The 22602-nt window shown below is 49.4% G+C and carries 19 protein-coding genes and 1 pseudogene; 11 read left to right on the top strand and 9 right to left on the bottom strand.

Annotated features, from left to right (window positions below):
* The first annotated feature begins 4 nt into the window (after positions 1-4).
* From AC1S5B_RS20865 to menB, 4 genes are all read left to right on the top strand, one after another.
* On the top strand, positions 5-802 hold the full coding sequence (locus AC1S5B_RS20865) for an RDD family protein (protein ID WP_482037624.1): 798 nt from the start codon (positions 5-7) through the stop codon (positions 800-802).
* 75 nt (positions 803-877) lie between these two features.
* On the top strand, positions 878-2215 hold the full coding sequence (locus AC1S5B_RS20860) for an S-layer homology domain-containing protein (protein WP_482037623.1): 1338 nt from the start codon (positions 878-880) through the stop codon (positions 2213-2215).
* The gene (gene menD / locus AC1S5B_RS20855; RefSeq protein ID WP_482037622.1) at positions 2215-3969 is read left to right on the top strand and encodes a 2-succinyl-5-enolpyruvyl-6-hydroxy-3-cyclohexene-1-carboxylic-acid synthase; all 1755 of its coding nucleotides are present in this window, start codon (positions 2215-2217) and stop codon (positions 3967-3969) included. Before AC1S5B_RS20860 ends, menD begins: the two co-directional genes overlap by 1 nt.
* Before the next feature lie 79 nt (positions 3970-4048).
* The gene (gene menB, locus AC1S5B_RS20850; RefSeq protein WP_482037621.1) at positions 4049-4882 is read left to right on the top strand and encodes a 1,4-dihydroxy-2-naphthoyl-CoA synthase; all 834 of its coding nucleotides are present in this window, start codon (positions 4049-4051) and stop codon (positions 4880-4882) included.
* A gap of 43 nt (positions 4883-4925) precedes the next feature.
* Here the strand turns inward: menB and AC1S5B_RS20845 are convergent, their stop codons facing one another.
* The gene (locus AC1S5B_RS20845) at positions 4926-5396 is read right to left on the bottom strand and encodes a hypothetical protein (RefSeq protein ID WP_482037620.1); all 471 of its coding nucleotides are present in this window, start codon (positions 5394-5396) and stop codon (positions 4926-4928) included.
* A gap of 373 nt (positions 5397-5769) precedes the next feature.
* Entirely contained in the window at positions 5770-6330 is a 561-nt protein-coding gene (locus AC1S5B_RS20840; protein ID WP_482037619.1) for a DciA family protein, read from the bottom strand.
* 281 nt (positions 6331-6611) lie between these two features.
* Here AC1S5B_RS20840 and AC1S5B_RS20835 point away from each other — a divergent pair, with 281 nt between their 5' ends.
* Positions 6612-8066, top strand: a complete 1455-nt coding sequence (locus AC1S5B_RS20835; RefSeq protein ID WP_482037618.1) for an SPOR domain-containing protein — start codon at positions 6612-6614, stop codon at positions 8064-8066.
* Between the two features lie 40 nt (positions 8067-8106).
* Complete coding sequence (locus AC1S5B_RS20830) at positions 8107-8847, top strand: PspA/IM30 family protein (protein ID WP_482037617.1); 741 nt, start codon at positions 8107-8109, stop codon at positions 8845-8847.
* Positions 8848-8959: 112 nt separating this feature from the next.
* On the opposite strand, the gene AC1S5B_RS20825 is transcribed toward AC1S5B_RS20830, so the two are convergent.
* Entirely contained in the window at positions 8960-11065 is a 2106-nt protein-coding gene (locus AC1S5B_RS20825) for an S-layer homology domain-containing protein (protein ID WP_482037616.1), read from the bottom strand.
* A gap of 688 nt (positions 11066-11753) precedes the next feature.
* Between AC1S5B_RS20825 and AC1S5B_RS20820 the strand changes: the two genes are divergently transcribed.
* The 3 genes from AC1S5B_RS20820 to AC1S5B_RS20810 all read left to right on the top strand — a co-directional run bounded on the left by AC1S5B_RS20820 (position 11754) and on the right by AC1S5B_RS20810 (position 14213).
* Entirely contained in the window at positions 11754-12104 is a 351-nt protein-coding gene (locus AC1S5B_RS20820; protein ID WP_482037615.1) for a YtxH domain-containing protein, read from the top strand.
* A 9-nt stretch (positions 12105-12113) separates the two neighbouring features.
* Positions 12114-12755 (top strand): DUF948 domain-containing protein, encoded by a 642-nt coding sequence (locus AC1S5B_RS20815; RefSeq protein ID WP_482037614.1) that lies wholly within the window; start codon positions 12114-12116, stop codon positions 12753-12755.
* A gap of 117 nt (positions 12756-12872) precedes the next feature.
* Positions 12873-14213, top strand: coding sequence for a hypothetical protein (locus AC1S5B_RS20810; protein ID WP_482037613.1), 1341 nt, complete (start codon positions 12873-12875; stop codon positions 14211-14213).
* Between the two features lie 101 nt (positions 14214-14314).
* On the opposite strand, the gene AC1S5B_RS20805 is transcribed toward AC1S5B_RS20810, so the two are convergent.
* From AC1S5B_RS20805 to AC1S5B_RS20785, 5 genes are all read right to left on the bottom strand, one after another.
* Positions 14315-15331 carry a D-alanine--D-alanine ligase family protein gene (locus AC1S5B_RS20805; RefSeq protein ID WP_482037612.1) on the bottom strand — a complete coding sequence of 339 codons (1017 nt, stop codon included), beginning with the start codon at positions 15329-15331 and terminating at the stop codon, positions 14315-14317.
* Between the two features lie 3 nt (positions 15332-15334).
* Complete coding sequence (locus tag AC1S5B_RS20800) at positions 15335-16684, bottom strand: ATP-grasp domain-containing protein (protein WP_482037611.1); 1350 nt, start codon at positions 16682-16684, stop codon at positions 15335-15337.
* Between the two features lie 87 nt (positions 16685-16771).
* Complete coding sequence (locus AC1S5B_RS20795) at positions 16772-17602, bottom strand: O-methyltransferase (RefSeq protein ID WP_482037610.1); 831 nt, start codon at positions 17600-17602, stop codon at positions 16772-16774.
* Positions 17599-18591: a sedoheptulose 7-phosphate cyclase gene (locus AC1S5B_RS20790; protein WP_482037663.1), complete on the bottom strand. Its 993-nt coding sequence runs from the start codon at positions 18589-18591 to the stop codon at positions 17599-17601. The genes AC1S5B_RS20795 and AC1S5B_RS20790 overlap by 4 nt, the downstream gene beginning before the upstream one ends.
* A gap of 48 nt (positions 18592-18639) precedes the next feature.
* Positions 18640-18843, bottom strand: coding sequence for a hypothetical protein (locus AC1S5B_RS20785; protein ID WP_482037609.1), 204 nt, complete (start codon positions 18841-18843; stop codon positions 18640-18642).
* Positions 18844-19115: 272 nt separating this feature from the next.
* On the opposite strand from AC1S5B_RS20785, the pseudogene AC1S5B_RS20780 reads away from it, so the two are divergent.
* Positions 19116-19446 (top strand): annotated as a pseudogene (locus tag AC1S5B_RS20780) (IS1-like element transposase); the annotation flags it as partial.
* A 59-nt stretch (positions 19447-19505) separates the two neighbouring features.
* On the opposite strand, the gene AC1S5B_RS20775 reads toward AC1S5B_RS20780, so the two are convergent.
* A complete protein-coding gene (locus tag AC1S5B_RS20775) occupies positions 19506-20411 on the bottom strand; it encodes a methylenetetrahydrofolate reductase (protein WP_482037608.1) in 906 nt (301 codons plus the stop codon).
* Positions 20412-20607: 196 nt separating this feature from the next.
* Between AC1S5B_RS20775 and AC1S5B_RS20770 the strand changes: the two genes are divergently transcribed.
* Positions 20608-22530 carry a glycoside hydrolase family 10-like protein gene (locus tag AC1S5B_RS20770; RefSeq protein WP_482037607.1) on the top strand — a complete coding sequence of 641 codons (1923 nt, stop codon included), beginning with the start codon at positions 20608-20610 and terminating at the stop codon, positions 22528-22530.
* Positions 22531-22602: the final 72 nt, after the last annotated feature.

The following is a 22602-nucleotide window of genomic DNA, read 5'->3' as shown; positions in this document are numbered from 1 at the left end:
CATCATGCGCTATTTCAATCGAGTTTCGTTAGCCACGCCCGAAAGCGTTGAGCTAGAGTTTACATTGGCAGGAATTGGCAGCCGCGTTTTGGCGTTGGCGATCGACTACTCAATCCTGACTTTGATCATTCTGGCTTTTTGGATTATCTGGTTTGTGGTAGCGATTGGGCTACTAGGTACTTTAGAATCCATTGGCAGGGACTATAGTTCGGCTCCACTGTGGCTAATCGCAATTTTCATATTGCTCAACTTTGCCTTGTGGAACGGCTATTTCATTTGGTTTGAAACCCTTTGGCAAGGACAAACTCCGGGTAAGCGCTGGGTCAAAATTCGAGTTGTACGGGATGATGGGCGAGCGGTTCGCATGGTGCAGGCAACCCTGCGATCGCTGCTGCGCCCAATTGATGATTTTTTCTTTATCGGCTCCTTGTTTGTCCTGTTTGGCAAGCGAGAAAAGCGAATTGGCGACTGGGCAGCCGGAACGATTGTGATTCAAGAATCTCAAGGGAATCAAAAAGCTGCGATCGCCCTTTCAGCCAAAGCCGAAGCCCTAGCCGCTCAATTGCCTGACAGTGCCGATCTCAACCAACTTCTACCCGATGACTATGCCGTGATTCGAGAATATTTACAGCGGCGAACCACCATGCCTCTGTCAGCCCGTGCAGAAAAAAGTATGGAACTGGCACGACAACTTCGATCACTGCTGGCAATGGAAACCACCCCACCAAACACCACCTCCGACGACTTCCTGGAAGCGGTATTTATCGCATACCAACAGATGAGCGATAAACAACCGTATTGAACTCCGAACTCCGAACTCTACCCCGCTAATTTACGCTAGTGTAGGGCTGTAGGAGATTTTGCTAAGATATAACCCGTGTTTCATCGTTTGTCGGCTTCATTGATATTGTTCTGTTGCTTACTGTTGACCAGTTGCGCCAATAGTGGGTTAGGAGAATCGCTGCAAACCTCTCTGGCGGCTGATTCTAAGCTCAAAGAAACGGTTGTAGATGAACAAGCGATCGCTCCAACGCCATCCCCAACTGTAACCCCAACTTCTGAAGCAAAACTACCCACGACGTTTCCCGTAGAAATTCCCCAATATCCAGCGGCAGTGTTGCAATCGGTTAATGAAACAGACAAGACCGCTCAATGGGAAAGTTCAGATAGCAGCGATCGCGTTTTTGCCTTCTACAAACAGCAGTTCCAAACCAATGGCTGGACGCTGGAGGAATCGCCCCTAAGCACAACCCAGGGAACCCTAACCGCCAATCGAAACGACCTGAAAGTCAGTATTGCCATCCAGCCCAAGCTAGATTCATCCAATCCTGCTTCTACGGCTGGCACAGATTTTACCATTCAATATCAGCAAGGCAGTTTGCTTGGGGCGGCTCCCAGCCCATCACCAACGGCATCCACACCGACAACTACACCAGACGAAGCATTTCTAGGATTGTCGGGAAGCTCGGATGAAATCACACCATCCAGTCAGCCCCCGCTATCCAGTCAGCCAGTGATTACGTTATCGCCCAATTCTTTCAGCGATATCGATAAAGCGCCCAAAGAATTGCAGCCGTACATTACTGCGCTTGCCCAACTTGGCGTTTTAGAGTTGTCGTCGGGCGGCAACGAGAAAGCTGGCAATAACAACTTTGCACCGAATAAACCGGTTTCGCGACGAGAGTATGTGCGGTGGCTGTTTGCTGCAAATAATCGCCTCTATCGCGATCGCGTGGCTCAACAAATTCGTCCCGCATCCAGCAGTTCTCAACCCATTTTTCGGGATGTTCCCGCCAGCGATCGCGATTTTGCAGCGATTCAAGGGTTGGCAGAAGCGGGAATTATCTCCAGTCCGTTATCGGGTGATTTAACAGCGGTCAACTTTCGCCCTGATGCTCAACTGAGTCGCGAGAACCTGTTGCTGTGGAAGGTGCCCATGGACACTCGGCAGCCTTTGCCCACCAGCAGTTTAGATACGCTCAAGCAAACCTGGGGTTTTCAAGATGCCGCCCGAATTGATCCCAAAGCGCAGCGGGCAGTATTGGCAGATTTTCAAAACGGCGATCAGTCTAATATCCGTCGTGCTTTTGGCTACACAACTATATTCCAGTCGAAGAAAGCCGTCACTCGTGCCGAAGCCGCCGCTACCTTGGGTTATTTTGGCTATCAAGGAGATGGCATTGCGGCTCAAGAAGCCCTGAAACCGGGAGGATAATGTCGATTGATTTTACTAACACAAACTTAGCCTGGACTTCCATTTTGGTGGAAACGCTGGCTCGATTGGGTTTGAAGACAGCGGTGATTTGTCCGGGATCGCGATCGGCTCCATTGGCGATCGCTTTTGCCAATCATCCTGACATTGATGCAATTCCGGTGCTAGATGAGCGCTCTGCGGCTTTTTTTGCGCTTGGGGTTGCCCGTCAACAGCATCAACCCGTGGCATTAGTTTGCACCTCTGGCACGGCTGGCGCAAATTTCTATCCGACTGTGATCGAAGCCTATGAAAGTCGGGTGCCGCTGCTGATCTTCACCGCCGATCGCCCCCCAGAACTGCGCGATTGTAACGCCGGACAAGCGATCGACCAGCAAAAACTCTATGGCTCCTTTCCCAACTGGTACACCGAACTGGCGATCGCGTCTGTAGAGCCTGCCTTGCTTGCTTACCTACGCCAAACCATCATTCACGCTTGGAATCGTGCGCTTTTTCCAGTCGCGGGAGTGGTTCATCTAAATGTCCCCCTACGCGAACCGCTTGCCCCTATCCCCGAACCTTACGTCCAAGCTCAAGCCCTCACCTTCAACGCCACCCAGTTCTTTTCCGCTATCCCCTCCATCCCTCCCCCCCTCCCCCCCTCCATCTCTCCACTCCCTTTGGATGACTGGCAAGCCTCACCTCAGGGCATCATCGTCGCTGGATTGGCTCAACCAAATGACCCTGAAGTTTACTGCCGAGCGATCGCGGATCTCTCCAGCTTTCTGGGCTATCCCGTCCTTGCAGAAGGGCTGTCTCCACTCCGCAATTACGCCGATTTAATTCCCAATTTAATCTCTACCTACGATCTGATTTTGCGAAATGCGGCATGGGCAGAAAAATTAACCCCTGCGATCGTCTTGCGGATTGGCGATATGTCCACCAGCAAACAGTTGCGAACCTGGCTAACCGCAACTCAACCCTTGCAATGGGTGATTGATCCCAGCGATCGCAATCTAGATCCACTCCACGGCAAAACGATTCATTTACATGTTTCAGTGGAGCAGATAGCGGCAAAACTGTCAGCACGGGATTTGAATGCTGCTCAAGTCAGTCCTTACTGGCATCTCTGGAAGGCCGCAGAAATTGAAACTCGCCAAAACCGCGATCGCGCCTTGAGCGAAACAACCGACTTGTTTGAAGGAAAAGCTGCCTGGATGCTCTCCCGTTGTTTGCCTGCCAACACGCCCCTATTTATCAGCAGCAGTACCCCCGTCCGTGACGTAGATTTTTTTTGGATTCCTGGTAATTCTAGAATTCAGCCCTTTTTCAATCGGGGCGCGAACGGCATTGATGGCAGCCTTTCCACTGCGCTGGGGATTGCCCATCGCAACCACAGCAGCGTCATGCTGACTGGAGATCTAGCCTTGCTGCACGACACCAACGGCTTTCTGCTCCGACCGCATTTTGAGGGACATTTAACCATCGTGTTGATCAATAACAACGGCGGCGGCATTTTTGAAATGTTAGCGATCGCCAAGTTTGATTTGCCCTTTGAAGAATTCTTTGCCCTGCCCCAATCTATTAACTTCGCCAACCTCTGTAAAACCTATGGAGTTGAACACGAACGAATTACCGCTTGGGATCAGCTAGCAGAGAAACTGAACCCCTTGCCCAAATCTGGCATCCGTGTTTTGGAACTTTGCACCGATCGCAAAGCAGATGCTCAATGGCGGCAGAATAATTTGGGCACCTTTGCTGCAAAGATGAATGATTAAGAGGTGTCGGGTTTCAGATAATTTGCCTTAGCTACTCGTCCCTTGCCCCTCGCCCCTCGCCCCTAATCCCTAGCACTGTATGCAAATTGACTGGCAAGTTGCCAAAACCTACGAAGATATTCTGTATCACAAAGCTGACGGAATCGCCAAAATCACCATCAACCGCCCTCATAAGCGCAACGCCTTTCGTCCTAAAACGGTTGTAGAACTGTATGATGCATTCTGGAATGCTCGTGAAGATACGCGGATTGGAGTCGTCTTGTTTACTGGAGCAGGACCTCACACAGACGGCAAGTATGCTTTTTGTTCGGGTGGTGATCAAAGCGTTCGAGGCGAAGCAGGATATGTAGATGAAGCGGGAATTCCTCGTCTAAACGTGCTGGATTTGCAAAAGCTGATTCGCTCTATGCCCAAAGTGATCATCGCACTGGTGGCAGGATACGCGATCGGCGGTGGTCATGTCCTGCATATTCTCTGCGACCTGACGATCGCGGCTGATAACGCCATTTTTGGGCAAACAGGACCCAAAGTTGGCAGTTTTGATGGCGGCTTTGGTGCTAGCTATTTAGCCCGTCTTGTAGGGCAAAAGAAAGCACGGGAAATCTGGTACTTATGCCGTCAATACAATGCGGCTGAAGCCTTGGATATGGGCTTGGTGAACTGTGTGGTTCCCTTAGAACAACTAGACGCTGAAGGAATTCAGTGGGCGCAAGAAATTTTAGCCAAAAGCCCGATCGCCATTCGCTGCCTAAAATCGGCTTTTAACGCGGATTGCGATGGTCAAGCTGGATTGCAAGAACTGGCTGGCAATGCCACCCTGCTGTACTACATGACTGAAGAGGGAGCCGAAGGAAAGCAGGCGTTTTTAGAAAAGCGATCGCCCGATTTTCGGCAGTATCCCTGGCTCCCATAAGACAGATCAATCGTGTATGCAACACCAACCTAAATGCAAATTCTTAAACCCAACTGGATGAGGCTTCAACGCCAAGGGGCATTGGTGCAGGGTGGGATACCCCTTCTAAATCACCAAGATTCTCGCGAAAAGCGCTTGCTTCAACAGCCTCTTGCACTTCTAATGCTTTTTGCTGCCAAATCATAATGTCTCCTAATCCATTCCAAGGCGGCAAAAAAGGAGGAGCTGACACGCTGCAAGCATTCCACTGACTTTTAACAGAAACATCGAGCTTTTGGCAGTGCCCTCCGCGTCGTCCTTCAGGAAGGTAGTAGCGACAGTGACGACATAAGGATATTGAGGGTTCGAGCGGATTCATAAAATTTTTTAAAGTGAGCAAGAAATGCTGATCTCTATTTTTAACTAACAATTTTTTACGTTTTAGAAGCACTTCTATCTTGGATTCACAGCGCCAGTGGACTTTGAGCGGTTCAAGATAAAAAGATGAGTTTAGATTCTCTTCAGATTTAAGCAATCTAAAACCTGATTTAGGTGTGTTTTCCGTAAACCTTTCGGATTTGCATGAAAAAGCAGCAGGGATCAGGTGAAACTAAAAGCGGCTTTTTGATAAAACTTCATTAAAGTGAGTTTTTCTAAGGCAGAAATTATCAGTTTATGAGGACATTTTATCTAGTCACTCTTAGAGAAAGAATCTTACTTTTGAAAGAGTTTAGGGATCGGATTAAACATCAACAAGATGATTGATATTTTTCCGAATCACTAAGTCGTTAGTTTGGTAGACGCTATCTAAGCTTGGCTCTTTTAAAAAAAATGTGTATGCTCTAGCTCACTTAAGCCTGTGATTAGTATCACGTTAGAAGCGGTTGCTTGAGTAATTCATAGCTTAGCTACCAGCGTTTTGCTATGCACAGTGAACAAACCTGCCAGCGCTCCAGTTCCCCGATTGGAGTAGGTGCATGGCATTGGGGGCAGCGGGGCAGGTATTGGGTGCGCGATCGCATCATCGCTGCCCACTGTTGAAATGCTGCCAACGGCGTATCTGACGGTAATGCGGCTGAGTTGACTAGAGAAATGGTGCCTGCTGGCAAACGACTAGGATGAGCTTGCCATAGCGCTGTTTGCTCTTGTTCACCGGGAAAGGTTGCTAGAGGAATCTCTGCCCATTGAGCCGTAGAAAACCGGATATCAGTGAGCGATCGCGACAAAACCTGATTTAGTTTCTCTAAAATGCGCTGGCGCTCAAACACCAAATTTTGTGCCCACGCAGAACTGGAAGTTGCAACTTTAAGCACCCCTCGCTGCACTGAGGTTGGGCGAGTTTGCGCTGCAACAACCACTCCAACCACTGACTGCCAATGTCCCAAAATCTGTTGAAGCTGCTGCTGATGTTGCGGCTTATACTGACTTTCTAAAGACCCCAGAACATGGTTAAGCGAATGAAGAGCCATGATTTACACAGTCCGCAATAAAAAATCAAGAAATGTAATTAAAAATGTGATCAAGTTTAGAGAAAGGAGTGTATAACTTTGGCTCAGGTGCTACTTGAGGTTCAATGTATTATTGATACTCGATGGAGTCCGTTTTTTGCCTTGGGGATCGTCAGCAGGCATGTCATAGCGCAAGTCAGCTAGATAGTATCGCACTCTCTCGATTTTAAGGCATTGGACTTTAGTAGGTTTGGGGTGGATCGCTTGGATGATTTGATGAGGAATTGGTTGGGGGTTTTGAAATGCGTCAGTCTTCTACAATAACGTCTTCTAAGGCTTGTGTTCAATCGCTGCATCCGCTGTTACAGAGAGCTTTTGCGTGTTCTGACATTCAGCTTGATGAAGAACTTGCTCGGTATCGGCGGCAAAAAGCGCTTGGCAAAGCGACCTATTCTCCTCGCCCTGCGGCTTATCGACAAGCGCCCAAAAGTCTTGATCTGATCTCAACTGCGCCGATCGCTGAATCGTTTGCACCCCTGCCGCATATGGCATTTCACACTGAACAGACCCAACCCTCAGCAGATGAGATCGGGCTGGATCTGGCGATCATGGCTCTACCCGAACACGCTAATTTATCCACCGCAAACGTCTCTGAACTCAAAGAACTTGCGGCTCAATATGCGGCACAGGTTGCCAGTGGAGCAGACTCAGCCCTAGACGAAATTAGCCCAGACTACTATTTAGAATCATCTGAATTATTGCAAAGCCTCGCCGCTGAAGAAGCAGAAGTTCAAGCAGAGCAGAGCTTTTTTCAAAGTTTATTGACCCCGTTGGGCATGGGATCGATGTTGTTGCTACTGCTCTCTAGTGCAACGTTTGGCTTTTTGGTCATGAATCCAACTAGCATTAGCCGTTTCTTTAATGGCAACGAGCCACAAACGGTTGCCAATCTTCAGGGAGGAAATATTGCGACTTCCAATACTCCTGCCGCTGGAATGGCTAGCGTGCCGCAGCCCAATCTTGCCAGCCGCGAATTTCCTGACCTAAACCTACAAACCTTAGGCTCCGTTGAAGTATCGCCTTCTGGTGGCAATGGTGTTCCTCCCCTGAACGCTGGAGCAAGCTCAAGTGAAGGGACACAATCTGTCAATCTAGGTCTGTCTGGCAAATCAGGCTCTACTGGGTTAACGCAATCTTCTGAGCCTGTTCCAACTAATGCTGCAACGTTGAGGGTTGCCGAACCTCTGCCCGATCCGGTTAGTCCGATCGCCCCAGTTGCTCCCCCCTCCAGGTCAACGCCTCTACCTCCTAAAGTTTCGCAGCCTCAAGCCTCTTCCCCCATTCCCCGCTACAGACCCTCTGTTCAACCCTACCGATCTGCCCCAGCGCGAAGCTATGCCGCGCCTACGAAATCGTATCCCTCACCACCGATCAAAGTTAAGCCTGTATCGCCGGAAGCGCTACCCACAGTTTCTCCTGCTCCAGCGGCATCCCAGCCACCCATTCAGGTCAGAGAATATATCCGTGAGCCTAACTATAAAGTGGTGACTCCTTACAGCAGCGATCGCTCTTTGAACGAGGCGCAGCAAAAAGTGCCCGATGCCTACTTGCAAAACTATCCATCGGGCGCAAAAGTTCAGCTTGGTTCATTTGAAAATGAAAGTGCTGCTAAAGCCCGTGTTGAAGAATTACGCCAACAAGGAGTGCAGGCAGAAATTTATAAGCCCGAAGGAACAAAGTCTGAACCGAAAAGGTAGGGTAGTATGATTAACATGCTCTTTTACCTGTGGAAACGTCATGGGATTTTTTGATCGAATCTGGCGGGTGATTCGTGCCAACTTGAATGCGTTGGTCAGCAAAGCAGAAGATCCCGAAAAGATCTTGGAACAGGTTGTGCTGGATATGCAAGACGACTTGATTCAACTGCGGCAAGCAGTAGCCCAAGCGATCGCAACTCAAAAGCGCACCGAGCGGCAATATTCTCAAGCGCAAACCACCGCCGACGACTGGTATCGACGGGCGCAACTTGCCCTGCAAAAAGGGGAGGATGATTTGGCACGAGAAGCATTAGTGCGCCGCAAATCCTATGAAGAAACCGCTACGGCGATGAAAACCCAACTAACGCAGCAATCGGTCGTGGTAGACCAGCTTAAACAAAACATGAAAAAGCTGGAAAGCAAGATTTCTGAGGCGAAAACGAAGAAAGATCTTTACATTGCTCGTGCCCGGTCTGCCAAAGCGACCCAGCAAATTAACGACATGATGGGAAATGTGGGCACCGGTAGCGCCATGCAAGCCTTTGATCGCATGGAAGAAAAAGTGCTGCAACTAGAGGCGCAATCGGAAGCAATTACCGAACTCAGCATGGATGATTTGGAACAGCGATTTGAAAAACTGGGTCAAGCCGATGATATTGATGCCGAGCTAGAAGCCATGAAATCCCAAGCGCTTTCTGGCACCAGTGCCACGGCTCAACTGCCAGCCCAAGCCGCTGATCCAGAGCTAGAAAAGCTCCGTCAACAAATCCGCGAGGGTTAGTGTTTGCCATAGCCTTTTCTAGTGATTGTTTCCTTGCTCTGTAGCAGCAGAATAAGGAGCGATCGCACTTTAAGGCAGCGTTTTAGCTTAAACAGAAAGGCAGCGTTTTAGCTTAAACAGAGACGATGTAGGGTGAAGTAATCGCAGGCGATCGCCCGGACTGTACCAAAGCTTGATAGACAAAGGCGGCAACCTCAGCGCGGGTAGTATCGCGCACGGGGTTTAACTGCCGTAGGGTTGGATGATTAACCACCAGCCTTTGTTGCGTTGCCGTTGCCATTTGGTTTTGGGCGTATTGGGGAATGGAGGCGCGATCGTCATAAGCAGCAAGCAGGCTAGAATCTCCGCCCGTTAAGCCCAAGCCGCTGACAAGTGATGCCAGCAGTTGAAACCGGGGAATGTTTTGGTCGGGCTTAAACGAGCCATCAGGAAAACCTGAAATAAACCCGGCACGATAGGCTTGATCAATAAATGGTTTTGCCCAAAAGGTGGCTGGAATGTCAGAAAACGCGATCGCATCCCGTTTGGGTGAAGGATTGAACGCCTTGACCAGCAGCGCCGCATATTGCGCCCGATTGATGGCAATATCTGGCTTGAAACTGCCGTCAGCGAACCCGCCAATCAGGTTTTGCTTTGCCAGAGCAGAAATAAAGTCGGTTGCCCAATGTCCAGCGATATCGGTGAAAGCGGCGCTGGTCAAATCAGGGCTGACAATATAGGGTGAGGCGATCGCGGGTGCCTGATTCAGCGCCACCAACGATTGATAGACCAGCGCCGCAATTTCGCCGCGCGTCACATCTCGCATCGGTTCTAACTGACGCACCGTGGGGTAGTTCACCACAATCCGGCGTTGGGTTGCGGTTGCCACTTTTTCGGCAGCATAGCTAGGAATTTGGACGCGATCGCTGTAGAAGCTCAACACATCTAACAGTCCTCCCGTCAAACCCAAGCCACCAATCAACGAGACGATCGCCTGCACCCGCGTCAAATTTTGATCTGGACGAAAGGAACCATCAGGGAAGCCGGAAATAAAGCCCATTTGGTTTGCCTTTTGGATAAAGGGAAATGCCCAATAGCTTTGCACCACATCCACAAATGAGGTCGCTGCTTGTTTGGCAGGTAAACTAAACGCTTTGGAAATAATGGCGGCATATTGAGCGCGGGTAATCGGTGCTTGGGGCTTGAAGGTGCCATCAGGGAAACCGCTGATATAGCCCTTGGCAACCAGTCCGCGAATGAATCCAGCCGCCCAATGTCCTTCAATATCGGTGAGTTCGCCAGGGTTTGGAGGTGGCACAGGCGTGGGAGGCGGCAACGGCGCAGGATTAGGGATCTCGTTTGCCAAGAGTTCTATCAACCCTTTGACTCTAACCGGATTAATCTGGTTGCCCACACAGAGTAGTCGGGTTGCTGTGGCATTGTTGATATCCAACTCGGTGTTGCCTCGAAAGATGTTCCTCCCTGGATCTTGCCCTTTACCGAGGTCAGGAAGGGCGCGATCGATGATCGTCAAGCCCTCGCTAGTATTGCGTTCTACCACGTTCGATCGCAGCACCGGACGACACTCTTGACCCAGCACGATGCCCGATCGATTCTCAGATACTTGATTTTCTGCTAACAGTGGAGCCGCCTGATCGCCAATCGAAAAGCCATAGCCCGTGTTTTGGCACACATTGCGCCGCCATTCACCCTTAGCATTTCGCACAATGCTAAAGCCATTTGCATCATTGCGGGTCGCCACATTGTCATAGACCGCAGGGCTAGCATTCCCAGTCGCAAAAATGCCTTCCCGCTTACAGTTGGTAAAGGTGCAGTTGATGATCACTGGATTAGTCGATTCAATCCAAACCCCTGTTCCCCGTGTCAGCGGATTGGTGACGGTCACCCCCCGCAGTTGGGCGTTGGTTTCCATCCGCAGGGTAATGTTTTGTCCCGCAAAGGTCTTACTGGCAAAACTGCCGCCGCCGTTGATCACAACGCCAGCGCCTTTCGTAGCTTCATTGCCAATCACCGTGACCCCGGCAGGGATCGCTAAGGGAAACACTTCGCTGCTAGCAGCACTATAGGTGCCGGGAGCAAGCTGGATGCGATCGCCCAGTTTTGCCTGCTTCAACGCCCGACCAATGGTTTTGAAGGGAGCCGACTGAGATCCTCCGGCGGTATCATTGCCGATTGCTGAATTGACGTACAGAGTAGCAGCAGGTGCAGCTTGAACCATATTTTCTCTCCTGTGGTGATCAGTCATGTTCTATGCATTGCCCCAATCTGGGATGAGGGGTATCCGTCCTAGGAAGTCATCACTACAATAGTCGAAAGGCGTTTTCTGGTTTCAAGAGTCAGCAATCAAAAACAAGAAACGCGATCGCTCACTTTTTAAATCTACCGTTTGCCCATTTACTCATTTTGCGATGGTTCTGTTTGTGGTTATTACTAACGTTGTTCTGGGGCTAATTTGCCTGCGTCTTGCCCAAACCCTTTGGGCACTGAAACTGCGGCTCACCAAAATAGCGGGTAGTATCTTAGCGGTTGAACAATATTTCTATCGACTGCTTTACAATGCACCCACCAAACTTAACAAAGCAACTTCGAGCGTGAATAGAGCAAGATATAGTTACCAAGGTTTAGAGCAAAAAATTCAGAAAATCCAAAAGCTTTTGTCCCTCATCAACCTGGGCCAATCTCTTTGGCGGCAGAGTGGTTTTAATCAGGTTTCAGGTTTCAGGGGTCGGCAGGCAGGCAGGGATTAGGGGGAGGACAGGAAATAGGGGTCAGGAAGAAAGATAAGTCAATTCTGAAACCCGAAACCTCCTACACCCCGCTCTGCCAAAGATTGATAAGATAAGAGCTTTAATGGGCGAAAATAGATTCAAAGTTTCCCCTGAATGATTAAGGATAGGGCTGAAAATATGTCGAATAATCGGTCTGGATCATTTTTGGGAGGATTATTGCTAGGAGCCGCCGCTGGTACGATCGCAGGAATTTTGATAGCCCCTCGAACGGGTCGCGAGACTCGTCAGATCTTGAAAAAATCGGCGGATGCTTTACCCGAAATGGCAGAGGATTTATCGACTACGGTGCAACTCCAGGCAGATCGCCTTTCAGAGTCGGCGGTGCGAAACTGGGATAATACGTTGGTGCGCCTTAAGGATGCGATCGCGGCTGGCATGGAAGCCACTCAGCGGCAACATCAAGCCTTGGAAGAATCTGATGCCCTCGCGACTCAAACTCAAACTCCTGCCCGTGACACTCTTCTGTAGCCTACCCCTGTGAACAATCCTCTCTTCTGGCTAGTTGTATCCTTTTTGTTCGTCACCGCCAGCTTGACGATTGTACTGATCGTTGCAATTCCCACCTTAAAGGAACTAGGACGCGCCGCCCGGAGTGCAGACAAACTGTTTGAAACCCTGCGGCGGGAATTTCCACCGACCCTAGAAGCGATTCGGCTGACGGGCATGGAAATTACCGACCTGACGGATGACTTGAGTGAAGGGGTACAAAGTGCTGGACAAGTGGCAAAGCAGGTAGATCAGTCTCTGAGCGGTGCCCGCAAGCAAGCTAAAAAAGTTCAGCTTGGCACCCGCAGTTTATTTTCAGGGATGAAAACTGCCTGGAAAACCTTTACGCGATCGCCGTCTCCTCCTCGAAGATCGGGCGATCGCTTGTCTCCTAGCAAGTCAAGTAGTGAACGGTTGGAATCCTCAGAAGAGCGGTTGTCCGTTCGTCCAGATTCACGTTTGACTGTGGAAGCAACAAACTATCCAGCCGAAGTAAATTCCTCGGATACTTACGGTTCTGAGAATGCAGCCAAATCAAGCCAAATCCATCATGCACAAGGAATTCCATCCAAAGGTTCTGCTTCAGATGTGACCCTGGTGGAAGATCCACGCTATTTAGCAGATGATATTTAAGCGATCGCAGTTTTAAGGTCGCAGTTTTACAGTGCAGATGGGAACACTGATGTTTAGGTCAGGAATAAAGTGTTTCTGAATTGAATCTGTCTGTAAACTCGGTTCTTTCTTAAATCTATGGTTCGCCTCAACAAAAAGGCTTTTGAAATTCTGAACGCTGAACTGCAACGGATGAACACGAACGATGTGGCATCGCAGGTGCAGCAACAGATTGTGCTAAAACGACTCGAAAAGCTGCGGCTGCAAACGGGAACTCCTCTGACTGAATCTGAGTTACGCGATACTCTAGATGATCTGTTTCCCAATTTCAACCCCAAAGTATTGAAACAAGCGGCAAAGGCAAATCGTTCCCCTTCTGCCCTATGGAACTCAATTAAGTTCGGTACGATCGCCGTAGGCGGCATTGTCGGCGGCATCTGGTTTTTGAATTTGCCTTATCCCATGATTCGGTATCCCGTGGCGCGGATGATGCCCATGGTGCTGTTGCCCAGTTTTATGAGTATGGATCACAATTATCGACAGGCGATCGCCACCACAGAACAAGCCGATCAGCTAGTCAATAACGCGACTAGCCCCGCCGATTTTGATTTGGGCACTACTAAAGTGAATACTGCCCAAAAACACCTCGATGCTTTGCCTGTCTGGTTTTTAGGCTATTATCCCAGCGCGTACTGCGGCTGGTTTGGCTGTAGTTGGCGCTTTACCCTAGATGAGTTTCAGCAGGCACGCAAAGATGTTGCCCGGATGGATGCGCGTTTATTTCAGGAGAAAAATGCTCAAACCCAGCTACAAAAGGCAGATACAGAGGTGAATACGGCGAAGCGATCCTATCAATCAGCGCCGAATCAAGCTAAAAAAGAGGACGCGATCGCTCAATGGCAGCAAGGAATGGATCAACTAGAAGAAGTGCCCCGTGAAACCTTGGCAGGACGCAACGCTCAAACAAAACTCAAGGCGTATGAACGAGACTTTCAGCAGGTGGTAGGTTTTAGTGTCGGCAATGCGAGATCGGGCAACTTGGTACAGGCGGCAAAATTTTCAGCGGAAACGGCGCAACAATTTTCCACAGGCAAAGCGCAGGGCGTGGAAGTGTGGCAGGAAGCGGAAAAGCTGTGGAATCAGGCGATCGCAAACCTGCAAACGATTAAGCCAGACGATCCTGATTATGTTCAAGCCCAGAAATTGCTGAGCCAATATCGAGCAAAGCTTAGTTCTGTGCGAATCCGTTTACAGCAAGAGCAGCAATCAGTCCAGGCATTTGAGCAAGCTCAGCAGTTGCAAATATCCTTGCTTGCTTCAGTTCAGCCGGGAGCAAAAATGTTGCAAACTCGGCAAATCAGTCAACTGCGGGATATTGAAAAGACTTTAAGACGGGTTACCCCTAATACCACTGTTTACTCGGAGGCTCAAACCCTACTGAAGGGCGCTCAAAAACGGCTTCAGCCCATTGGTGGATAGCTAAGGCATACCTCGGTCGCAACAATTTGACCCGCACTGATGGACACTAATATCCCTCGACTCAGCTTGTGGCAAAGTGGGTTTAGTCGCCTATCACGTTGTCAATGTAAGTTGTTTAAAGCGTTGTGGAAAAGCTTCTCCAAAGGAATCCCAGAGGCTTTTGCCATCATCGAGATCACACTTTTTTGAGCAAAAGAACAGTACAGTCCGGCTTCTAGGAACCAGGGTTGCCCGCTTGGGTCAATCCGGAAATCAAACAAACTGTAATGTCGGCATCCTAGAGCGGTATGACATTTTTTAGCAGCGTCCCAAACCCTTTCTGTAACTGGGTCGTCAGGATCAATGATCCAGGCTTTGGTACTATCCTTGGCAACCATATTTAAGTCGCCGTTTTCGTTCTGGTTTAGCTTATCCGCGTGGCTCCGAATGGGTCTGCGATCGCTATCCATGCTGTATTCTTCCAAAGGCAAACAGATAAGCTGCCCATCCTGAACGACGATACCGCATCTCACTTCTCTCCCCAATTCGATAAACGTCTCGACCAGTACTTCATCGCCATAAACAAAAGCTGTCTTTAAAGCAATATCGTAGTCAGAGCGATTTCTCACTAAAACGACCCCTAAAGAGTTATCTGCATCCACAGGCTTGATCACTACGGGCGGCGCAATGGAGGGATGGGTTCCGGGGCGAAGCAGTTCTCCTGGAGGCACACGAACCCCTGCCGCCGCCACCACTGCTTTGGCTTTCGCTTTATTGGCAGTCAGTGCCATCACATCTGGAGTATTGCCCACGTAAGGAATGTTGAGCAAATCAAATAAAGCTCGGTAGTAGGTCATGCCAGGGATGCAGAACATCTGGGGCACCATTACATCAATTTTGAGGGTGGTGAGAGGCTGAACTGCCTCTGTAAAAGATAGGGGTGTAGCTGACGCGATCGCGTCACGACTCAAATCGGTTGGAAACCGCCATTGGCGATCGGGCGTAATGTAGGCAATGTAGAATTCATAGAGCGCTGGATTCGCAGTAGATTCCAGGCAATCTTGAGCATAAAGGCAAGACAAATCACAGTAAAACTCGCTGACCGCAGACCCGACTAGGTGTAAAATACGCCGTGTCATGAGTTAATCTCCTGCTAGCTCAACCAGCTTACCGATATTAAAATCAATCCGAAGCCAGCCCTTAAGCTGCCGCAAATTTTCTAGCAACAGCCAGGGAATCTGGGCGTGATGAACCATCAAAAAAGGAAGCGGGTCAGACCAGTCAAAAATTGCATCTTTGCCGCTAAAAATAATTTTCAACCGCTGTCCTATCTTTGTGGGATGCGTCACCAACCGCCAAATTTCATGGTAGAGCCAGTAAGTGGGGCGACTGGATTTTAGGGGTTGAGTAAGGGGGAAATTGCTTTCTAAATAAGCCCTCGCGACATTGGCATGGTTGTAGAACATCGTAATGGCTGAATGGGTGCGAGGGTTGCACTCGATCGCATAAATACACCCATCCTCTGCCTGAATGAAATCAAAGGAAATTTGCCCTGTCAGCTTTAGACCGCCAACAAACTGTCTAACCCACGCTTTGATCTCAGGTTTATCCACCATTTCATAGTTGATCTGGAAGGCTGATGATTCACAACAACAATGCAGTTGCAGCTCTCCATTCCGTACCGTGCTATGAGTGCAGTATTCTTGCCCGGTCATAAACGCTTGCATAATCCAAGGATTGCTTTCAGAAATCGGTAATTCCTCAACAAATGCGGCTGTTTGCAGCGGTGTCCTACAGGGTAGCTGAGTCAGATTTAACCGCCGCACGGCATCATAAGGAATACTCTTAAGAATGTAGGTTTGCTCTTGGCTAGAAAAATCAAAGTCTAGTATTTGTTGAGGTTGGGTGATGCGATAGGAATCAGGTACAGAAAGACCTAGGGATGACGCGATCGCAGAAAACTCATATTTATCATCCAGTTTTTGAACTATATCTGGATCAAAGTGCATTACCTCGCAATACTTTGAGATTGACTGTTTGGCTTGAGCATCGTAATAGCTGGCAACGGGACTACAGACCGGAACATAAACATCGACTCTTTCTCTCTGTACGATCTCTAAGAGCGCATCAATGTAGTCCGTTGCTTGAGGCTTAGGGACGGTGTAAAAGCGATCGACTGCCCAAGAAAACCGATGACCTGTAAGCCAATATTTATGGGATTCGATGAGGATAACTCGATGACCCGCCCAATGGAACGATCTCGCTAGCTGTAGCGCTTTCGTCATCTTGCCACCGCTGATCAGGATAGTTTGAGGATTCGCTGTCACCATCCTGGATGGTCTGATGACCATTGCTCTGAGCCACGCGATCGCGGTGAGTGCAAGGTTGAACGGTAACACCAACAGCAGCAGGCTCAGAGTTGCCACTGTTTTCACTACGGTTGTCGCTATCGTTCTTAGCTGACTATTATCTTCCTTGTGAAAAACCATCATGAGCAATAATTTGGAATACCACAAAGAAAATCTTGGACATACACACTCCTCCACAAGACTGACGGAAGATCGATGTAGAGGGATGACTCACACTCGGCGAATCAGCGTCAGACCATCTCTCAAAGGAAGCAATACCTGCTCTAGCCGAGGATCATCTACGGTAGTTTGATTGAACGTGGCGATCGCGATTCCATTCGCCGTAGACTCACCCGATAAATAGGGTTGTCCCTGCATCAGCGTATTATCGACACAGATCAAACCGTTCGGTGCCAGCAAATCAGTGTCTAGCAAAAGATTCACATAGTCTACATAGCCCGCCTTATCGGCATCGATAAACACTAAATCAAACGTTTCTTTATCAGCGGCTAATTGCTTGAGCGTCAACAGCGCCGGTGCCACTTTGACCAAAATCTTATGACCACTCGGAGATTCGCTAAAGCATTGCTGGGCAAACTGCGCCACATAAGCATCGACCTCACAGGCAACCACTTCGCCATCATCCGGTAAAGCTTCAGCCATTGCGAGGGCAGAGTAGCCAGTAAACATCCCGATTTCCAACACCCGCTTTGCTTGAGTGAGATGCACCAGAAATTTTAGAGTTTGACCTTCCACATGTCCTGAGAGCATTTCCTGCTCTAACTGCCGTACAGTCTCGCTGTCAGAAAACCGCTGGCTCCAGTCTTCTGCCTGGGTACGTTGAACAAGTGACGCTAGAGCCGGAGATTCCGGCGTTGTACAGTGACTCAGGTAGGGATCTAGTCCACTTGCCAATTCATAGGCTTGCCGCAGTTCAGACTTCAGATTGGTATCAATGTCTAATGCTTCTAGCTGCTGGCTGAGATGCTCAAGCTTCGCCGCTAGAATGCCCAACGGAGTCACAGGTCTGGGCTGGTTCAGTGCTCTGGAAACTAATGTCATGCTTCTGCACCCACTGAAACAGGAATGCCAGATGTCTCCGATGACATATACATATCTTCGCCATCGCCACCGCGAGGATAGCCACGACAAATCTCCTTATGAATTGACAAGATGCTATCTAACTCAGCCCTGGTCAAATCATTGATGAAAGCACAGTGACCGATTGGGTGAGGAACTGCGGCTCGCAGCAAGCCATCCCGCGTCCGGCTAATCGATTCTGTTGCCTTCCATAACAACTCAGGAGTGAGGTAAGGGCTATCGATCGCCAGACCAATACGGCTCATTAATCCCAAAATGCGATCGCGATCAGAGATCGAAATATGACCTCGCTGCTGGGCAATGGTTGCCGAGAATGCCATATCAATGTTGACCCCGTGACCATGGAACATGGGAATCTCTGGCGTTAGCTCTAGGGTCGGACTCCAGGTATGACCATAGGCAATCACCCGATCCAAATCTAGCTCGTGTAAATTGGGCACTTCTAGACCCAACATGGTCTTGATCGCATCATAGGTGACCTTGTGTGCCACCTCACGTAGCTTAGGCGTTCCATTTAAGTAGCCAAAGTGGGTGTGCAAAAGCTCTTCGCCATGCGCTTCCAACAGATCAAAGATGTCGCTGTTGGCAACAACGGCAATCTTGATCAACTCCGCCATGCCATTACGCACTTGAGCCACAGGGAGTGTTTTTAGAAAGGAAAAATCTAGAATGACCTTCTGAGACGCATGATAAGCGCCCAGTCGATTTTTCAACTTACCGTGGTTGACTGCAACTTTGATCGCAACGCTGGCATCAATTAGCCCAATCAACGTCGTAGGGATTCGGATATAGTTCGTGCGGCGGCGGTAGGTAGCGCAGGCAAAGCCCGTCACATCAGTGGTTAAGCCACCGCCGACGACCAAAACAGGCTCTTTGCGTACCAGCCCAAAGTCTGCAAATGCATCAACAATCCGCTCAAACGTCCGCAACGTCTTGTCTGTCTCCTTAATCGTGACCGGAAAGATCGTTAGGTCAATTTCATAGTGCTTAAAATAAGCCTAGACCTGCTCACTGTAGAGACTATAGACCGCTGCATCGACCACCATTAAACAGCGCCCAAATTGACGATAGCTTTCTGCAATCTCAGGATTCTCAAGCGCAAAGGCTCCATCCACATAGAGCAAGCTAAATTCAATCTTTTCATATCCCTCAACATGAAAAGCGTTTTCCGTAGATCTGAAAGTTGCTTGGACGTTATCCATGAAATTTTCCTGATGTCCCGACGGTGTGCGACTCGACAACTCTTCACACAACTTAACAACTTTTCTAATCATTATCAAGTGAATCAAACACTTACAGCAATTTTCAGATGAATAAGCCACAGTGATTGAACCAGCAAGGGCATCATCAGCCGAAATACACTTGTTGATAATCCTGGTTAAAGCTTGATCTAGTGCTTCATGAGTTCGGTAATGGACTAGGATCTGGGGAAATGAGAGAAACTAAAAGTTTCTGCTGCCTAAAAGTTTCTGCCATGGTACCTGAACCCGTTCTTTGCCCAGTTGTGGAAGTAGTGATGTCGTCAAGCATGGACAATCGGATGAGGGGAAGCAACGCTATAGATGTCGTAACTCTGAGTGCTCCCGTTTCACCTTTATTCGAGCGTATGCCTATCGAGGGTATCTGCCCCAAGTGAAGCAACAGATTGTGGATATGGCAATTAACGGCAGTAACACTCGCGACACAGCGCGAGTCCTCAAAATTAGTCGAACCACCGTGACTGAAACGTTAAAAAAAGGATCGTCATCTTCAAAGCCGTCAATCAGAAATGCTTAGCCCAACTTGAACCGACTCAAGCGATCGTTCATCTATGGATGTAGCGCGATCGCGATTGACCTCGATAGACATGAAAGGTATAGGATCTCTAACTCAGCGGTGGAATCCCGGCTAAATCCAGAATTTGCGGAATCAAATCTTCTCGATTCACTGCCATCATATGAACGCCTTGACACAAGTCACGCGCTTGTCGCACCTGTTCCGCAGCAATCACCATGCCTTCCTGAAGCGGCTCAGCCGCCGCACCAAGGCGATCGATGATTTCATCAGGAATATGAACACCGGGAACGCAACGGTTAATAAACTGGGCATTCTTGGCTGATTTGAGTAGAAAGATTCCTGCCAAAATTGGCTTGTTGGACCCTACCGCAATCTGGGTCATAAACTTCTCTAGGCGATCAAAATCGGAGATTAACTGACTCTGAAAAAACTGCGCCCCCGCCGCAAGCTTGCGTTCAAATCGACGCTGTAGTCCCGACCAACTGCCGCATTGAGGATCAACAGCCGCGCCAACGAGTAAATTGGTTGCGCCATGAGGCAGCGGCTTATCATTAAAATCTACTCCACCATTGAGTTTTTGAATGAGATTTAGCAAGCGTACTGATTCGAGTTCAAACACAGAACGAGCGTTGGGGTGATCGCCTGCTTTGACCGGATCGCCTGTGAGTGCCAGAATCGTGTGAATGCCCAATGCATGAGCGCCCATCAAGTCGGCTTGCAGTGCGATCGCATTGCGATCGCGGCAAGCAACCTGACAAATCGCCTCCACGCCATGCTGCTGCAAAATCACCGAGGCAGCTAGGGACGACATCCGCAACACTGCCCGACTGCCATCGGTCACATTGACCCCATGCACACGCCCTTTCAGCAGGTGCGCCATAGATAGCATGTGTGCTGGGTCGCCTCCCTTCGGCGGGGCAACTTCTGCCGTAATCAGAAAATCACCCGACTGAATCGCCTGATGAAAGGATGAAAGAGAAGAGGAACTAAGCATTGATGTAATACGGTGCGGCGTTGCAAAATAGAGTGCTTGCTATCAGCGTAGCTGCTACTTTATAGGGTGACTGTAACCGTAGCAAATTCTTATTAGAAGTTTCTAGTGAACCGCTTCCAGAAACTGCAAAAACTTCCTGAGCGGCGGCTTCTCCCTGAGTTTGGGTAACATATGGCGTTCTGAGAATATGGCACCTATGTCTAAGTATCGTTGGCAATCTACCGTTGCATGGCTGGTTCTTCCCCTAACTTCTTTTGGGTCACTGTTAACCCTACAATTCTCTGCTGTTGCCCAAAGTCAGGGTGGCGATTTGCAGGGACACTGGTCGCGGCAATGTATGACCGCGCTGGCAGGCAAAAAGATTGTGGTTCCCTCCTCAGATGGGTCATTTCGACCCAATGCCGCCGTGTCGCGGACGGAATATGCGGCACTGGTACAACGGGCATTTCCAGGGATGACCCAGACCCAAAAAGCGATCGCCTTTCGAGATGTGCGTTCAGACAACCCCAATGCCAAAGCGATTCAATACATTCAGCAAACAGGATTTTGGCTGGGAGAAAAGCGAAATGAGTTTCGACCGAATGATTTAATGACGCGATCGCAAGCCTTCGGCGGATTAGCCGCAGGATTACGTTACACCGCCAGACAGCGAGAATCTAAAGATCTAAGAGCCGCTTTTAAAGATGGCAGAATGGTTCCCGACTATACCAGAGCTTCCGTTGCTGCCGCTCTAGAAAATCGCCTGATTATTAATCAGCCTGACCCCAAACGGTTTAATCCAAATCAACCCATTACCCGCGCTGAACTGGCTGCGGCACTATGCCAAGCTATGCCAACCACATCTGCTTTAGTGCCGACTCAATGGATTGCCAGCGCCCGTTCTAACCCATTGCCACCCGTTGCCGTTAAACCCGGAACAGGGACGACTCCGGTTGGGTTTCCCGTGGTAGTTGTGCCCGTCGTTAGCAACCCCAGTCCGCCCTTGCCGCCACTGCCCCAACCCAGTTTTCCTACTCAAGAGATTCGAGGAGTCTGGCTAACGAATATTGACAGTCGGGTTTTGTTCAATCCGCAATTGCTCCGCAGCGCTATTCAGGAACTAGGAACGCTCAAATTTAATACAGTCTATCCGGTGGTGTGGAACTGGGGTTACACGCTTTATCCCAGTCAGGTGATGCGGCAAGCGATAGGGGACGCGATCGACCCGCGTGAACCGGGGCTGCGAGGACGCGATCCATTGGCGGAACTGGTGCAGCTAGGACGACAAAATAACATCGCCGTGATGCCGTGGTTTGAGTTTGGCTTTATGGCTCCTGCCGATTCTGAACTGGTGAAACGCAATCCTCAATGGGTGACTCAGCGCAAAGATGGCTCCAAGGTGTGGAAGGAAGGCGAATACGATCGCGTGTGGCTCAACCCCTTCAAACCTGAAGTACAGCAGTTCATTCTGAGCTTAGTAGACGAAATTGTGTCTAAATATGGCGTGGACGGCATCCAGTTTGATGATCACATGGGGCTGCCCTCCGAGTTTGGCTACGATGCTGACACCATTGCGCTCTACAAAAAAGAAAACCCAGGGAAAGAGCCGCCTGTGAATGCCAAAGATCCGCAGTGGCTTCGCTGGCGGGCAAATAAAATCACCGAATTTATGGGGCGAGTGTTTGCCATTGTTAAAGCCCGAAAACCTTACGCTACAGTTTCTCTATCGCCCAATTCACAAACGTTTTCCTACGAAAATTATCTGCAAGATTGGGTAACTTGGCGGCGATTGGGCTATGTGGAAGAGATTTTACTGCAAGCCTATCGCACCGATCCAACGGGGTTTATTTCGGAGTTAGAACAACCCGACGTGCAAGAGGCGAAAAAACACGTTCCCGTGGCGATCGGAGTTCTTACGGGGCTGAGAACTAAACCTATGCCCATGAGTATTATTGAGCAAAAAATTCAAATTGCCCGCGATCGCGGCTTTTCTGGAATGTCGTTCTTTTTCTACGAAACCATGTGGAATTTGAGCAACGAACCTTCACAAGATCGTAAATCTTCCTTTCAACGGATGTTCACGCCACCCGTGACCCGCCCCAGCATTGTGGGCGGTTGGCTGCCTACCCCGTTGCCCTAGGTAAAGTCCGGCAGTCCAAAGAACAATAAGAATCATATAAACCTTTCTGCCGAAAGGCTGAGGCGGTATAGT

The sequence above is a fragment of the Leptolyngbya sp. CALU 1928 genome (assembly GCF_056784215.1).
This window is presented reverse-complemented; position numbering and strand designations above follow the sequence as displayed.

Bases quoted from the DNA above. Each gene is read 5' to 3' on its own strand.
- AC1S5B_RS20865 (WP_482037624.1), top strand. From the start codon at position 5: ATGCGCTATTTCAATCGAGTTTCGTTAGCCACGCCCGAAAGCGTTGAG.
- menD (WP_482037622.1), top strand. From the start codon at position 2,215: ATGTCGATTGATTTTACTAACACAAACTTAGCCTGGACTTCCATTTTG.
- menB (WP_482037621.1), top strand. From the start codon at position 4,049: ATGCAAATTGACTGGCAAGTTGCCAAAACCTACGAAGATATTCTGTAT.
- AC1S5B_RS20840 (WP_482037619.1), bottom strand. From the start codon at position 6,330: ATGGCTCTTCATTCGCTTAACCATGTTCTGGGGTCTTTAGAAAGTCAG.
- AC1S5B_RS20835 (WP_482037618.1), top strand. From the start codon at position 6,612: ATGCGTCAGTCTTCTACAATAACGTCTTCTAAGGCTTGTGTTCAATCG.
- AC1S5B_RS20830 (WP_482037617.1), top strand. From the start codon at position 8,107: ATGGGATTTTTTGATCGAATCTGGCGGGTGATTCGTGCCAACTTGAAT.
- AC1S5B_RS20825 (WP_482037616.1), bottom strand. From the start codon at position 11,065: ATGGTTCAAGCTGCACCTGCTGCTACTCTGTACGTCAATTCAGCAATC.
- AC1S5B_RS20820 (WP_482037615.1), top strand. From the start codon at position 11,754: ATGTCGAATAATCGGTCTGGATCATTTTTGGGAGGATTATTGCTAGGA.
- AC1S5B_RS20810 (WP_482037613.1), top strand. From the start codon at position 12,873: ATGGTTCGCCTCAACAAAAAGGCTTTTGAAATTCTGAACGCTGAACTG.
- AC1S5B_RS20805 (WP_482037612.1), bottom strand. From the start codon at position 15,331: ATGACACGGCGTATTTTACACCTAGTCGGGTCTGCGGTCAGCGAGTTT.
- AC1S5B_RS20800 (WP_482037611.1), bottom strand. From the start codon at position 16,684: ATGATGGTTTTTCACAAGGAAGATAATAGTCAGCTAAGAACGATAGCG.
- AC1S5B_RS20795 (WP_482037610.1), bottom strand. From the start codon at position 17,602: ATGACATTAGTTTCCAGAGCACTGAACCAGCCCAGACCTGTGACTCCG.
- AC1S5B_RS20785 (WP_482037609.1), bottom strand. From the start codon at position 18,843: ATGGATAACGTCCAAGCAACTTTCAGATCTACGGAAAACGCTTTTCAT.
- AC1S5B_RS20775 (WP_482037608.1), bottom strand. From the start codon at position 20,411: ATGCTTAGTTCCTCTTCTCTTTCATCCTTTCATCAGGCGATTCAGTCG.
- AC1S5B_RS20770 (WP_482037607.1), top strand. From the start codon at position 20,608: ATGTCTAAGTATCGTTGGCAATCTACCGTTGCATGGCTGGTTCTTCCC.